The sequence below is a fragment of the Streptomyces sp. URMC 127 genome, from assembly GCF_051386535.1.
GTDB lineage: Bacteria > Actinomycetota > Actinomycetes > Streptomycetales > Streptomycetaceae > Streptomyces.
In genome coordinates this window covers 42,328-55,734 of sequence record NZ_JBPQTW010000026.1, presented here as the reverse complement: position 1 = coordinate 55,734, position 13,407 = coordinate 42,328, and the positions used below count along the sequence as shown (strand labels likewise).

Below are 13,407 nucleotides of genomic sequence, written 5' to 3'. Positions count from 1 at the left end.
CCGCCGCGTTCAGGTCGTGCAGGGACAGCAGCGTCGTGCGGCGCTGCGCCCGCAGCAGCGCCAGGAGTTCGACCTGGTGCAGGACGTCCAGGTGGTTCGTCGGCTCGTCCAGGACCAGCACCTGCGGGTCCTGGGCCAGCGCCCGGGCCAGCAGCACCCGCTGGCGCTCGCCGCCCGACAGCGCCGAGAAGCGCCGCTTCTCCGCCCCCGCGAGCCCGACGCCCGCCAGCGCCGCCGCCACGATCTCCGCGTCGGCGCGGTCCTCGCCCGCGAACGCCCGCTTGTACGGGGTGCGGCCCATGGCCACCACCGCCCGTACCGAGAGCTCGAAGTCGCTGCCGCGCTCCTGCGGGAGCGCGGCCACCCGCCGGGCCGACTCGGCCGCGGTCAGCGACGCGATGTCCGTGCCGCCGACCAGCACCCAACCCGCGTGCGGGCGCAGATAGCGGTAGACGGTGCGCAGGACCGTCGACTTGCCGCTGCCGTTCGGCCCGACCAGACCGGCGATCTCGCCCTCCTCCGCGACGAGGTGCACCCCGGAGACGACCGTCCGCCCGGACAGGGACACCTCCAGGTCCTCGATCGCGATCCTCATGCCGCTCGTCCCACCCGTTCCGCCCGTCCCTTCCGTCCTGCCCGGCCGGTCCGTCCTGCCCGGCCGGTCCGTCCCGCCTGTCCTGTGCGTCCCGCCTGTCCCGTCCACTGTCGTCAACCCCTCTCCACCAGGCGCCTGTCCAGCAGGTACAGCAGCGCCGGCGCACCGACGAGCGCCGTGACGACACCCACCGGCAGCTCCTGGTCCGGCAGGGCCGTACGGGCCACCAGGTCGACCACCACCAGCAGGACGGCGCCGAACAGCGCGGCCACCGGCAGCAGGACGCGGTGCGCGCCGCCCACGACCATCCGGCACACGTGCGGCACCATCAGCCCCACGAAGCCGATCGCGCCCGAGACCGACACCAGCACTCCGGTGAGCACGCTCGTCACCACGAACAGCTCACGCCGCAGCCGCGTCACGTCCACGCCCAGCCCCGCCGCGGTCTCGTCGCCCATCAGCACCGCATCCAGCGCGCGGGCCCGGGCGAGGAGCGCGGCGAGGCCGAGGAGCACGGCCGCGGCCGGCACGCCGAGCGTGGACCACTGCGCGCCGCCGAGGGAGCCCATCAGCCAGAACAGCACGCCGTGCGTCTGCTGGTCGTCGCCGGCCTGCAGCACCAGGTAGTGCGTGAAGCCGGACAGGAACTGGCCGATGCCGACGCCCGCCAGCACCAGCCGCAGCGGCGAGAACCCGCCGCCGCGCCGCGCCATCGCCCACACCAGCGCGAACGACGCGAGCGCGCCGGCGAACGCCGCCGCCGAGAGGCCGAGCCCCAGCAGCCCGCCCGCGCCCGCCCCCAGCACGATCGCCGCGACCGCACCGAGCGAGGCCCCGCTGGAGATGCCCAGCAGGTACGGGTCCGCGAGCGGATTGCGGACGAGGGCCTGCACGGCGGTGCCCACCAGGCCCAGTCCCGCGCCCACCACGGCCGCCAGCAGCGCCCGCGGCACCCGCAGCCGCCACACGATCAGGTCCTGGGTGCCCGGCACCGGCTGCCGGCCGGTGACCCCGCGCACCACCGAGGACCACACGTCGGCGAGCGGCACGTCCGAGGAGCCCAGGCACACCGAGGCCGTCAGCGCGACCAGCAGCGCGGCGCCCAGCGCGGCCGCCACCCACGGCGCCCGCGCCCCGGGCTCGCGCTCCTGCGCCCCCTCCGCGGCCGCCGTGGTGAGCGCCGCCATCTACTTGACCCGGTCCGGGTGCAGGGTGTGCGCGATCTCGCGGACGGTGTCCGCGCTGCGCACGCCGCCGATCGTGGTCCGCTCGGAGCCGATGCGCAGGAAGCGCCCCTCCTTCACCGCCGTGAGGTCCTTCGTGGCGGGGAAGGTCCGCAGGAACTCGGCGGCCTCGTCGAAGGCCTTGGCGTTCGCCTCCTCGCTGCCGCGGTTGCGGACGCCGAGCTGGATCCAGTCGGGGTTCTTGGCGACGACGTCCTCCCAGCCCACCGGCTTGAAGTCGCCGTCGCAGCCGTCGAAGACGTTGCGGCCGCCGGCCATGCCGATCACGGCGTTGGCGACCTGCCGGTTGCAGACGGCCATGGGCTGCTTGGTGCCCGCGTCGTAGTCGAAGAAGAAGTACGAGGGCCGCTTCTCCGCGGGGACGTCCTTGAGGGCGTCGCGCACGGCGCCCGTCTTCTTCCGCATCTCCTGGACGAGCTCGGCGGCGCGCGCGGAGGTGCCGGTGACCTTGCCGAGCTCCTCGATGTCGGCCTCGACGCCCGAGAGGTCCGTCCGCGGGGTCTTGTTCATCGCCGCGCAGGCCGTCGACTTCAGGAAGACGTGCTTGATGCCGGCGGCCTTGAACTCCTCGGCCGTCGGCGCGTCGCCCGCCTTGCCCATGTTCTTCATGGACGAGAACGCGTCGACGTAGAGGTCCGCGCCCGAGCCGAGCAGCTTCTCCTTGGGGATCACCGTCTTCCCCAGCACGGGCACCTTCGCCGCCCGGTCCGCGTACTGCCCCGGCATGGCGCCGTTGCCGGGCGGGAAGCCCGTGCCGGCCGCCTTGTCGCCCGCGCCCAGCCACATGAGCAGCTCCAGGCCCGCGGCGTTGCTGGTGACGATCTTCTTCGGCGCCGCGTCGAAGGTGGTCTTCGCGCCCATGCAGTCCGTGACGCTCACCGGGAAGCCGGACCGGGCGCCGGCCCCGGCGCCGTCGGTCTTCTCCGCCTCACCGCCGCCACCGCCACCGCCGCCGCAGGCCGTCGCCGACAGGGCCACAGCGGCCAGGACACCGCACCACGCACGAGGGCGCATCAGACAACTCCAGGAAGTTCCGGTTCGCAACGGGCCCGCCGGTGCGGTCCCGGATCAGGTAGTCGGACCGCGGGAGCGCCGGGTTCCCGCGTGTCGCGAAGAACCGCGACGTAGGCTGCATCGAACGCCCTGCCGACGGCGCGCGGCGCGCCCCGGGGCGGATCCGACAGGCTGAGGGAGACCGTGATGGCGGATGCGACGGACGTGACGGATGCGACGGCCGCGGCGGGGGCGGCGGAGGCGGCGGAGGCCCTGCCCGGGGCGGAGCAGCCCGCCCGTCAGCTCAAGGAGATGCCCACCGACTGGCGGCGCGCCCTCGCGATCGTCGCCCACCCCGACGACCTCGAGTACGGCGCCTCCGCCGCCATCGCCACCTGGCTGGACGAGGGCCGCGAGTGCGTCTATCTGCTGGCCAGCTCCGGCGAGGCCGGGATCGACACCCTCTCCCCCGCCGAGGCCGGGCCGCTGCGCGAGCGCGAGCAGCGGGCGAGCGCCGCGGCCGTGGGGGTGGCGACCGTCGAGTTCCTCGGCCACCCCGACGGCGTCATCGAGTACGGCACGGCCCTGCGCCGCGACTTCGCCGCCGCGATCCGCCGCCACCGCCCCGAGCTCGTCCTGACGCTCAACCACCACGACACCTGGGGCGGCACGTACTGGAACACGCCCGACCACCGCAACGTCGGCCGGGCCGTCCTCGACGCCGTCGCCGACGCCGGCAACCGCTGGATCTTCCCCGACCTCGCCGAGGAGGGCCTCGTGCCCTGGGACGGCGTGCGCTACGTGGCGGTGGCCGGCTCCCCGCAGCCCACCCACGCCGTCGACGCGAGCAGCGGCCTGGAGCGGGCCGTCGCCTCGCTCCTCTGCCACCGCACGTACATCGAAGCGCTGACGAAGGAGGATCCGGAGACGTACTGCCGGACGTTCCTGGAGGGCGGCATGCGGGGCGTCGCGGCGCGGTTCGGGGGGCGGCAGGGCGTGGCGTTCGAGCTGTTCAGCCGCTGACGGGGGCGCGGGCGGCGAGCCCGGCGCGAACCCCCGCCCGTCGTCGGCGACGTCGAGGACGACCTGGTCGCCCAGGTAGCTCAGGGTGAGGGCGGCCGTCGCCGCGCCGGCGTGCTCGCGGACGTTCGCCAGGGCGCCCTGGGCGATCCGCAGCAGCGCGGCCCGCACCCCGTCCGGGAGCGCGACCGGCGTCCCGTCGAGGTGGAAGAGCACGGGCACCCCCGTCCCCTCGGCCGTCTCCGAGGCGGCCAGCGCTCGCAGCGCGTCCTCCAGCCGTGCGCCGCCGTCGAACTGCGGAGCGGCCAGGTCGTCGACGAAGCGGCGGGCCTCGGCCAGGCCGCGGGCGGCGATCTCGGCGGCGGTACGGGTGTGGCGCCGGGCGGCCTGCGGGTCCGCGTCCCAGGTGCGGTCCGCGGCCTGCAGCAGCATGCGCTGGCTGGACAGCCCCTGGGCCAGGGTGTCGTGGATCTCCATCGACAGCCGCTGCCGCTCGGCCAGCGCCCCCTCGCGCCGCTCGGTGGCGGCCAGTTCGCGCCGCGTGCGGACCAGGTCGCCGATCAGGGCGCGCTGCCGCTCCGTCTGGCGCTGCATGTGGAGGAAGACGGCGGTGGCGACCGCGGCCACGGCGGGCGGGGCGAGCACGAGGGTGGGGTCGAAGCCGTGCGACAGCCGGAGCTGGGCCACGACCACCAGACCGGTGAGGAAGGCGACCAGGAGGACGGCGGCGCGGGCCGGGAGGGTGCGCAGGCCGGTGTAGAGCAGGGGCACCGAGCACCACGCGAAGCTCGGCGCGAGCACGACGAGGACCACCCACGCCGCAACGACCGCGGTCAGCCACAGCAGCTGCGGCCCGGGGCGGGCGAAGGCCGGGCTCAGCACGTAGAGCAGGGCCAGCAGCACGCTGAGGGCGACGATCCACGGGTGCGGGGCTCTCCGGGGTGACGGATGAGGAAGCGCGCGAAGGAGGCGGAGAGGAGCAGGAAGAAGGCGGCGTGCATGACGAGGGCGAGGCGGCGGGCGCCGGGGTCGGTGCGGGCCTCGGCGCCGTTGCCGGGGCTGTCGTCAGGACTGGCTTCAGGGCCGGCGTCAGTGCCGGCGTCAGTGCCGGCGTCGGGGCCGTCGTCGGGAAGGGTCACCTCTTGTTCCTAACCCGCGCAGCGGGCTCCCGCATCAGCCGATCGGTTGACCCCGGGGGCAGCCGGGACGCCGATGCCCGCGGCGCGGGTGGCGCGAAGGATGGAGAGCGCAAGGAAAGCCGAGGAAGATCACTGGCCTGTTGAGGAGCCGAAATGAAGTCTGCGAAGCCCGCCGAGTCCGCGGAGTCCGCCGAGTCCGTCGAGTCCGCACAGTCCGCGCTGCGGAAGCTCTCCGTCCGCAGCCGGGTGCTCGTGGGCGCGGCCGGAGCCGCCGTCGTCGCGGCCGGCACGTTCGGGGCCGTCTCGGCGACGGCCTCGCCCGCGGCGGAGCGCCGGGCTCCGGTGTCCGTGGCCGGCAGCGGGGTGACCCAGTCCGCGCACCTGTCCGTGGACGCGGCGACGCGCGCCGCCCAGGCCGCGCTGGCCGCGGCGAAGCAGGAGGGCCAGAAGGTGTCCGTCGCGGTGGTCGACCGCAACGGCAACACGCTGGTGACCCTGCGCGGCGACGGCGCGGGCCCGCAGTCGTACGAGTCGGCCGTCCGGAAGGGCTTCACGGCCGTCTCCTGGAACGCCCCCACCTCGGAGCTCGTGGGGCGCCTCAAGAGTGTCCCGAACCTCAAGGACATCCCCGGCACGCTGTTCCTGCCGGGCGGCACGCCCGTCCAGGTCAAGGGCGCGCCGGTGGCCGGCATCGGCGTGGCCGGGGCGCCGAGCGGGGACCTGGACGAGAAGTTCGCCCGGGCGGGCGCGGCGGCGCTGGGCTAGCCTGCGGGGATGCCGCCGAGCCAGTAGAACGAGCCGGTAGAACGAGCCGGGAGCAGAGGGAGGGGCGCGTGCGGATCCTCACGATGCCGGAGCCGGAGACGCCGTCCGGGCTCCGGGCCCAGGTCCAGGCGCTGCAGGAGCAGGCGTGGCCCGGCGGCGGCCCCCACGACCCGGCCCTGCGGCCCTTGGCGATGCTGCTCGTCGCGCCGGACGGCGGCGTACGGGCGGCCCTGGACATCCTGTCCAAGGAGATCATTCACGGGGGCCGGTCGTACCGGGCGTCCGGCCTCAGCGCCGTCGTCACGGACACGGCACATCGGGGCAGGGGATACGGGCGGCAGCTGGTGGCCGCCGCCCGTGAGGCGATCGCCGCGAGCGGCGCGGACGTGGGGCTGTTCACCTGCGACCGTCCCCTGCGGGGCTTCTACGAGAGCGCAGGCTGGCAGGTCCTGCCGGGGACGGTGCTGATCGGCGGCACGCCCCGCGACCCGTTCCCGAGCGATCAGCCGGGCTTCGACAAGGTCACGATGGGCGCCTTCTTCACGGCACGGGGCCGGGGCGCCGCGGGCGCCTTCGAGCGGAGCCGCATCGGGCTGTACCCGGGCGAGGTGGACCGCCTGTGGTGACCGCCGGCCGTCACCGGTCCCGGCTCAGGACGGCGGCCGCTCCTCGGGCCGCTGCTCCTGTGCCCCCAGCTGCTCGTTGATCTTCTGCTGGGCGGTGTCGACCTGGCTCCGGTACTTGTCCCCCGTCCGGGCGTCGAATGCGTCGCCCGCCTTCTCGACACCCTGCCGGGTGGTGTCCTCATGGCCCTTGAGCAGGCCCTTGAGCTTGTCGAGCATGGACATGGCCGTCCTCCTCACGGAACGCTGACCCGACCAGCATCTCCGCATCCGGCCGCGCCCGCATCCGTGGGCACACCCCCGCGCTTCACCCTGTGCTGGTGTATCCGCAGCTCCAGCACTTGTACACGCCGTTGCCCATGTGCTGCATCATGTTCTGGCAGTTGGGGCAGGCCAGCGCGAGGTGTTTCAGGGGGCCGCCGCGCCCAGCTCCCTGGGGCACGCGGGGCAGACGCCGCGCACGATCACCGGGGACGTCGCGTCGCCGGGATTCTCCGCCACGACGACGACCCGCAAGGGCTGCCCGCACCCCGGGCAGAGCTCGGGCTCGCGGTCCCTGTCCCTGATCGCCGCTGCGAGAATGCGTTCGAGTGAGTCGCCGTCGTCCATGGTGCGTGAGTCCTGTCTCCACGGGTTCCCCTCCTTGGGTAACACGTACCCGCCCCGACGAACCCCAACTCCGCTGCTCAGCAGGTGGTTACGGAGTATGCGCAATCGGCCGGTCGTGTGGTATGGGCGAGCTGCTCGCCTTGGTTCTACCCACCTTGAGCGGCCTCCCAGCCCGGCCGGGCCCTCATGGCCTGCGGACAGCAGAGCCATGAGGGGCCTTCCGCCCCGGTGGTCACCGGGTGGCGGCCAGCGCCGGTTCGGCGGGGGCGGGCCGGGCGAAGGAGCGGTCGCAGTAGACCAGCGGGGCGCTGTCGCCGGAGTGCGCCGTCTCGACACGGCCGACCAGGATGCTGTGGTCGCCGCCGTCGAGGACCTCGTGCGTCGAGCAGGCCAGCCGGGCCGTGGCTTCCGCCAGGCCGGGCAGCCCGAACTCGCAGGGCACCATGTCGCCCGCGGCGAAACGGTCGGTGCCCGAGGCGGCGAAGCGCAGGGCGACGCCGGACTGGTCCTGCGCGAGGACGTTGACCAGGAACCGGTCCGTGTCCACGAACACCTCATGCGTGCTCGCATTCTTGTCCAGGCAGACCAGTATCAGCGGCGGGTCCAGGGAGAGCGAGCTGAAGGAGCTCGCGGTGAACCCCCGGCGCTCCCCGGAGGGGCTGACGGTGGTGACCACGGTCACGGGACCGGGCACCCGGGCCATGGCCCGGGTGAAGTCACGGGGATCGATGGGCATGGGGGGCGTCCACTCCTCACGTCGTGGCCGGCGCGGCGTCCAGCCACTCACCTGTCGGGGCGCCGAAGACGGGGCCGTCTCCGCGGTTGTCGAAGATGATCTCTCCCCGGCGCACGGTGACGTCGGGCCGTCCGGTGAAGGTCCAGCCCTCGTACGCCGACCAGCCGCACTTGGACCGGACGTGGCCGGCCGACATCATCCACACCGCGTCCGGGTCGAAGAGCGTGAAGTCCGCGTCCAGCCCGGGTGCGATGCTTCCTTTGCGCCCGGCGATGCCGAACAGCTCCGCCGGCCGCCGGGAGGCGAACCGTGCGATACGGGTCATGACCTCGTCCAGCGGCATGTCCGGGAACCGCCGGCGCATGCCGGTGAACACCGCGGTGAGGAGCTCCTGCACACCGGGCAGTCCGGGCGGGGAGTCCTGGACGGATCGCGTCTTCTCCTCCACGGTGTGCGGGGCGTGGTCACTGCCGATCGTGGCGACGGCGTCGTCGGCGAGCGCCTGCCACAGCCCCTGCTGGTCCCGCACCGAGCGGATGGCCGGGCTGAGGCGGATCCGCGCACCGAGCCTCTCGGTGTCGTCGGAGGAGAACGACAGGTGGTGGGCGGTCACTTCGTGAGTGACGGGCAGGCCGGCGTGGTGCGCGGCGCGCAGCAGCTCGGACTCCTCGGCGGAGGATACGTGCACCACATGGACGGACGTGCCGTGCTTGCGGACCAGTTCGATAACGCGGGCCGCGGCCACGATCCCACCGCTGCGGGGACGCGACGGTTCGTAGTCGCGGTACTCGGCGGGATCGCCCTTGAGCCCGTCGAGGAGGGAGAAGACGGCGTCGTCCTCCGCGTGCAGGACCACCCGCAGCCCGCGCTCGGCGGCGATCGCGAAGATGCGCTCCAGCACCTCGGGGTCCCGGATGACATGCGGGGCCGTGTGGTGCCCGGTCATGAAGACCTTCACGGACGTGGCCTGGCGCGGAGTGAGCCGGCGCAGGTTGTCCACGCTGGTCTCGGTCACACCGAAGTGGAACCGGTAGTCCACCAGGGACCTGCCCTCGATCAGGGCCGATTTTCCGGCCGCTGCCTCGGGCTCGGTCAGCGGCGGCTGCGTGTTCGGCATGTCGATGACCGTCGTCACACCGCCGGCCGCCGCGGCTCGGCTGCCGTGCTCCCAGTCCTCCTTGTAGAGCAGTCCGGGGGTCCGGAAGTGCACGTGGGAGTCGATGATTCCGGGCAGGAGGTAGCGTCCTTCGGCGTCGATCGTGCGGCGTGCGGGAAGGGCTTCCCCCGCCTCGTTGATCTTCGCGATGCGGCCGTCCAGGACGGCGACGCCGCCGGCCGTCACGCCCTGGGGAGTGACGACGCGGGCGTTGGTGACGAGCAGGTCGAATGCCGTTCCCGGCCGGGGCCCCGTGCCGGTCGTGGGCGCTGCCGCTGCGGTCACGTTCTTGTCCGTCCGTTTCACGCGGACCACCCGGCGCTCACCAGGTCCCTGCACAGGTCGTTGGTCGGCCCCATGTGGCCGACGGCCCGGGCGTCGCGGGCCAGCTTGTTGAGCTGGTGGCCGCGCAGGAAACCGGCGCTGCCGAGCAGCCGCAGGGCTTCCTGGCACACCTCTTCCGCGATCGTGGAGGCGATCAGCTTGCTGTACAGGGTGGTTGTGCCGGGCTCGGCGCCGTCCTTGCGGCCCGCCCGCTCCACGATGGCCCCGGCGGCTTCGGCACGTGCGGCGAGGTCGACCAGGCGGTGACGCACGGCCTGATGGCCGGCCGAGCCCCGGCGCTCGGCGTGGGCACGGGCCAGCCGGTAGGCGGAGGCGGCGATGCCGGCGGACACCGCCCCCAGCGTCGCGCCCGACTCGCGGACTCCGGCGATGATGGAGGCCGCCTTCCCGACCGGCCCGAGAACGGCGTCCTCTCCGACCCTGCAGTCGTTCAGTTCCACGAAGCCCGTGGCCGAGGCGCGCATGCCCACCAGGTCCATGCCCGTGTCGGCGACGAGTCCGGGGGTGTCGGCCTCGACCAGGAAGAAGGTCTGGCCGTCGCTGCCGTACGTGGTGTGCGTGTCGTCCGGGCGGGAGGACTGGGCGAGCACGAGGTAGATCCTGGCGAGGCCGGCACCCGTGGTGAAGGTCTTGGCCCCGTTCAGCCGCCACCCGTCGTCGTGGCGTTCCGCCGTGGTCGACAGGTTGCGCTTGTCCGCACCGGCCCCGCTCTCGCTCCACGCCGATGCGGCGAGCCATTCGCCGCTCGCCAGCAGCGGCAGGTAGCGGTCCTGCTGCGCGGGGGAGCCCCATTCGCCGATCCGTGCGCTGACCGCGTAGTGCTGGAAGAGGATGATGGCCAGGGAGGGGTCGGCCGTCGCGACGAGCTCGACCAGCCGGTTGGTGAGGACGGCGTCGCCGCCGAGTCCACCGTGCTCCGTGGGGATCGCGGCGCCCAGGATGCCCGAGGAGCGCAGCGCGGTGAGGACGTCCTCGGGCAGTTCCGCGGCGTCGTCGGCAGCGGAGGCGGTGGCGCGGAGGACTTCCAGCAGGGGCTCGTAGTGTCCGGCGAGGTGCTCCCGGGACGGGGTGGGGCTCAGACGGTCAGTGGCAGGCATGCCGGGTCCTCCTGGTAGTGGTAGTCCCGCAGGGGGACGATGTCGGTGGGTGCGGTGAGCCGGGCGAGCTTCCGGCTGACGCTGACCCAGTGCAGGACGTCGTCGGTGCCGTCCGCGGCGCCGGCGGCGGGGGTGATGGACGCCTTGGCGGCCGTGCCGCCGGAGACGGTCCCGATCTCGAGGAAGTCCCGTGCCAGCCCTGCGTCCCGGGCGAGGCGGGCGGGTACCGTGCCGGCGATGCCGGTGGCGGCCGTCAGGCAGATCGTGCCGGTCAGGGCCACGCTGGGGTGCCACTTGGGCACGGACACGGCCCGGACGGACAACCGTCCGGGGGCGTAGCAGCCCAGTGCGGCGATCTTCGGGAACGTGCCCGTCCTGGGCCAGTTCAGCAGGTCGGCGGCCGCTTCGCGGATGCTGAGCATGCGCTCGTAGACGTCGTCACCGGCGGCGAAGAGAGCCGGCTCGTCCTCAAGGCCCAAACGGCGGGCATCGACGAAGACGTACGGGTTTCCCATGGACACCAGGGACGCCTCGTGGACGCCGAAGGGGGTGACCAGCTGGTCCGTGGGCCGGCCGGTGAGCAGCAGGTCGCGCAGCCGCACCTCGGTGTCCTGGAGGAAGTGCACGGTGAAGCTGCCGCTCCGGCGGCGCGCCTCGTCCACTTCGCAGACCACGTGGTCGCCGTTGTTGAGGACCTTGACCCGGACCCGGCCGCCGGGGGAGAGCCGGGGCAGCCAGTTGCGCTCCTCGGCGGAGATCACGGAAGCCAGGATCGAGTGGCCGCAGCTTCCCCGGAAGTCGAACCGGTCGGGACCGCCGGGCAGCGCCTGTACGAACTGGTAGTCCAGGTCGAACAGGGGGTGTGCGGAGGGGGACACCAGTGCGATCTTGAGGACGTGTCCCTGGCCGATGCTCTCCAGCCACTTGCGGATGACGGTCAGTACGGGGCGCAGCCGCGCTCCGTCGCGGGGCAGCCGGGTGCCGTCCAGGACGATGGTCGGAGTCGGGGCGCCCTCCGCCTGCGCTATGTGGCCGATCACCGGGGGCTCTCGACCGGGAGCGCCGCGGCCCGGGCGGCGGGTCCGCAGAACTGCTGCAGCCAGAGCTCGTGCACCATCAGGGACCAGATCGCCATGGCCGTGGGGTCGTTCGGAGCGGTCGCCTGGGTACGGAAGAGCGCATCGATCCGGTGCGGGTCCAACTGGCCGCGCCGGCGGACCGTTTCGGGCGCGAGGATGTCCCGGGCGAATTCCATCAGCGGCGCCCCGGGCCGGAGCATGGCGGTCACGGGCAGGGTGAACGGCTGCTTGGGGCGGTTGAGCACGGAGTCGGGCAGCAGCCCGGCCGCGGCCTCGTAGAGGATCTTCTTGCCCTTGGCCCCGGAGATCTTGAACTCGGCGGGGAGCGAGCGTGCGTAGCGCACGACGCTCGGCTGGCAGAACGGGAGCCGTACCTCCACCGAGGCCGACATGCTCAGGTGGTCCACGCGGCGCAGGTGGTAGGCGGGCAGCCGGACGCCGATCTCGAACTCGGTCAGCGTGGTCATGGTGTCCGTGCCCGACGCGCGCAGGCTCTCGGCGATCGCGTCGGACGACGAGCCGTGGGCGTCGGTGAAGGTCCGGTAGTCGGGCGAGTAGAGCGATTCCCGCAGGGAGCGCGGCACTGCCGCCAGCGCCTCGACGTAGTCCGGAACCCAGTCCGTGCCGTACGGGGCGTTGACCGCCGCCTTGATGCGGTCGTAGCCGCCGAAGAGCTCGTCCGCGGCGTCACCGGTGATGGCGACCTTGAACCCGGCGTCGCGGACGGCCGCGAACAGGGCGTAGGTGCTGAGCGTGATCGGGTCGGCGTTGGGCTGGCCCAAGTGCCAGACCACGTCCGGGAGCAGGGACGGGAACGACGCGGGGTCGATCTCCACTTGGTGGTACTGCGTGCCGTAGCGCTCGGCGACCTCGCGGGCGAAGGCGCGTTCGTCCGACGGCCAGGTGCCCCGGTAGGCGATGTTGAAGGTGTGGAGATCGCTCACCTTGCCGGCCGCGAGCGCCGTCATCAGGCTGGAGTCGAGCCCGCCGCTGGTGATGGTGGAGACGGGGACGTCGGCGAGGGTGAGGCGGTGGACCTCCTCGCGCAGGCTCGCCAGGACGTGGCCCGCGGCCTCGGCCGCGTCACCATGGGCGAACGGTGCGTCCCGCAGGGGGCGGCGCGTGATGCGCAGGCCGCCGCTGCGCGTGACGGACGCGATGGCGGCCGGAGGCAGAACGCCGATCCCGTCGAACATCGTCTGTTCCCCGAAGGGGGTCTTGGTCGCCAGGTAGGCGTCCAGCCCGGGCTCCCACGGGCGCGCCGGGACGTTGCGGAAGGACAGCAGGGCCGGCAGCTCGGACGAGAAGTACAGGTGCCGCGCCGACGCGTCCCAGTGGTAGTAGAGCGGCTTCATGCCGGCTTCGTCGGTGACCAGCAGCATCGTGGGTTCACCACGGAGGTCGACGACGGCGATCGAGTACATGCCGTCGAGGTGTTCCACGAACTCCCGCCCGTATTCGGCGTAGAGGGCGGGAATGATCGATCCGTCGCAGGTGTCGGTGAAGGTGTGGCCCTTCGCGGTCAGCTTCCGGCGCAGCTCGGCGTGGTTGTAGATCTCGCCGTTGAAGACCGCGATGATGTGGTCCCCCAGCCGGTACGGCTGGTCGCCGCCGTCGAGGTCCATGATTGCCAGCCGGTTGTTTCCCAGTGCCCATCCGGCGCCCTCCGCCCGGGTCTGGGCGTCCGGGCCGCCGTGCCGCTGGAGGGCGGCGACCGTCTTCAATTCGTGGGGTGTCGCCTCGGCGGCAAAATGTCCGAAGATTCTGCACATGACTGCATCACCGAACCTTGTTCGTGATTTCGGCGCCGGTGGGGAAAGCGCCTGGTCAACGGGTGGTATGGTTGGCCGCATAAAGCGCCGACACGGTTTTCGTTTACGCGATTTCGTGCGCGCGCGGCGGTGTGCGTGTCCTGCGTATCCGGGAGAATGTGCCCAGTAAACGGTGCCCGAAGATATGGCACCGGAGATGCGGGTCCGAAAATGCTCGCCGGAAGATGCGCGCGT

Annotated in this window: 13 protein-coding genes and 1 pseudogene; 3 read left to right on the top strand and 11 right to left on the bottom strand. The window is 72.9% G+C overall.

The window, feature by feature from the left end; all coding sequences use genetic code 11:
• The 3 genes from ACSNOH_RS09325 to ACSNOH_RS09315 form a co-directional block, all read right to left on the bottom strand.
• Positions 1-595 (bottom strand): ABC transporter ATP-binding protein (locus tag ACSNOH_RS09325; RefSeq protein ID WP_436720764.1); only part of this gene is annotated, 595 nt, incomplete at its 3' end.
• 113 nt (positions 596-708) lie between these two features.
• The gene (locus ACSNOH_RS09320; protein ID WP_436720763.1) at positions 709-1,782 is read right to left on the bottom strand and encodes a FecCD family ABC transporter permease; all 1,074 of its coding nucleotides are present in this window, start codon (positions 1,780-1,782) and stop codon (positions 709-711) included.
• The gene (locus ACSNOH_RS09315) at positions 1,783-2,853 is read right to left on the bottom strand and encodes an ABC transporter substrate-binding protein (RefSeq protein WP_436720762.1); all 1,071 of its coding nucleotides are present in this window, start codon (positions 2,851-2,853) and stop codon (positions 1,783-1,785) included.
• 291 nt (positions 2,854-3,144) lie between these two features.
• On the opposite strand from ACSNOH_RS09315, the gene ACSNOH_RS09310 reads away from it, so the two are divergent.
• Positions 3,145-3,855 (top strand): PIG-L deacetylase family protein, encoded by a 711-nt coding sequence (locus tag ACSNOH_RS09310; protein WP_436720768.1) that lies wholly within the window; start codon positions 3,145-3,147, stop codon positions 3,853-3,855.
• Here the strand turns inward: ACSNOH_RS09310 and ACSNOH_RS09305 are convergent.
• Positions 3,805-4,853 (bottom strand): annotated as a pseudogene (locus ACSNOH_RS09305) (sensor histidine kinase); the annotation flags it as partial. The gene ACSNOH_RS09310 and the pseudogene ACSNOH_RS09305 overlap by 51 nt on opposite strands.
• A 357-nt stretch (positions 4,854-5,210) precedes the next feature.
• On the opposite strand from ACSNOH_RS09305, the gene ACSNOH_RS09300 reads away from it, so the two are divergent.
• Both ACSNOH_RS09300 and ACSNOH_RS09295 read left to right on the top strand, forming a co-directional pair.
• Positions 5,211-5,756, top strand: coding sequence for a GlcG/HbpS family heme-binding protein (locus ACSNOH_RS09300; RefSeq protein ID WP_436720767.1), 546 nt, complete (start codon positions 5,211-5,213; stop codon positions 5,754-5,756).
• Positions 5,757-5,824: 68 nt separating this feature from the next.
• Positions 5,825-6,382, top strand: a complete 558-nt coding sequence (locus tag ACSNOH_RS09295; protein WP_436720761.1) for a GNAT family N-acetyltransferase — start codon at positions 5,825-5,827, stop codon at positions 6,380-6,382.
• Between the two features lie 24 nt (positions 6,383-6,406).
• Here the strand turns inward: ACSNOH_RS09295 and ACSNOH_RS09290 are convergent, their stop codons facing one another.
• The 7 genes from ACSNOH_RS09290 to asnB form a co-directional block, all read right to left on the bottom strand.
• On the bottom strand, positions 6,407-6,604 hold the full coding sequence (locus ACSNOH_RS09290; RefSeq protein ID WP_436720760.1) for an antitoxin: 198 nt from the start codon (positions 6,602-6,604) through the stop codon (positions 6,407-6,409).
• A gap of 183 nt (positions 6,605-6,787) precedes the next feature.
• On the bottom strand, positions 6,788-6,988 hold the full coding sequence (locus ACSNOH_RS09285; RefSeq protein WP_436720759.1) for a hypothetical protein: 201 nt from the start codon (positions 6,986-6,988) through the stop codon (positions 6,788-6,790).
• A gap of 232 nt (positions 6,989-7,220) precedes the next feature.
• A complete protein-coding gene (locus ACSNOH_RS09280) occupies positions 7,221-7,724 on the bottom strand; it encodes a flavin reductase family protein (RefSeq protein ID WP_436720757.1) in 504 nt (167 codons plus the stop codon).
• A gap of 16 nt (positions 7,725-7,740) precedes the next feature.
• The gene (locus ACSNOH_RS09275; protein WP_436720756.1) at positions 7,741-9,165 is read right to left on the bottom strand and encodes a dihydroorotase; all 1,425 of its coding nucleotides are present in this window, start codon (positions 9,163-9,165) and stop codon (positions 7,741-7,743) included.
• A gap of 17 nt (positions 9,166-9,182) precedes the next feature.
• Positions 9,183-10,322: an acyl-CoA dehydrogenase family protein gene (locus tag ACSNOH_RS09270; RefSeq protein WP_436720754.1), complete on the bottom strand. Its 1,140-nt coding sequence runs from the start codon at positions 10,320-10,322 to the stop codon at positions 9,183-9,185.
• Positions 10,301-11,362, bottom strand: a complete 1,062-nt coding sequence (locus ACSNOH_RS09265; RefSeq protein ID WP_436720753.1) for a PrpF domain-containing protein — start codon at positions 11,360-11,362, stop codon at positions 10,301-10,303. Before ACSNOH_RS09265 ends, ACSNOH_RS09270 begins: the two co-directional genes overlap by 22 nt.
• Positions 11,359-13,173, bottom strand: a complete 1,815-nt coding sequence (gene asnB / locus ACSNOH_RS09260; RefSeq protein WP_436720752.1) for an asparagine synthase (glutamine-hydrolyzing) — start codon at positions 13,171-13,173, stop codon at positions 11,359-11,361. The genes ACSNOH_RS09265 and asnB overlap by 4 nt, the downstream gene beginning before the upstream one ends.
• Positions 13,174-13,407 lie beyond the last annotated feature (234 nt).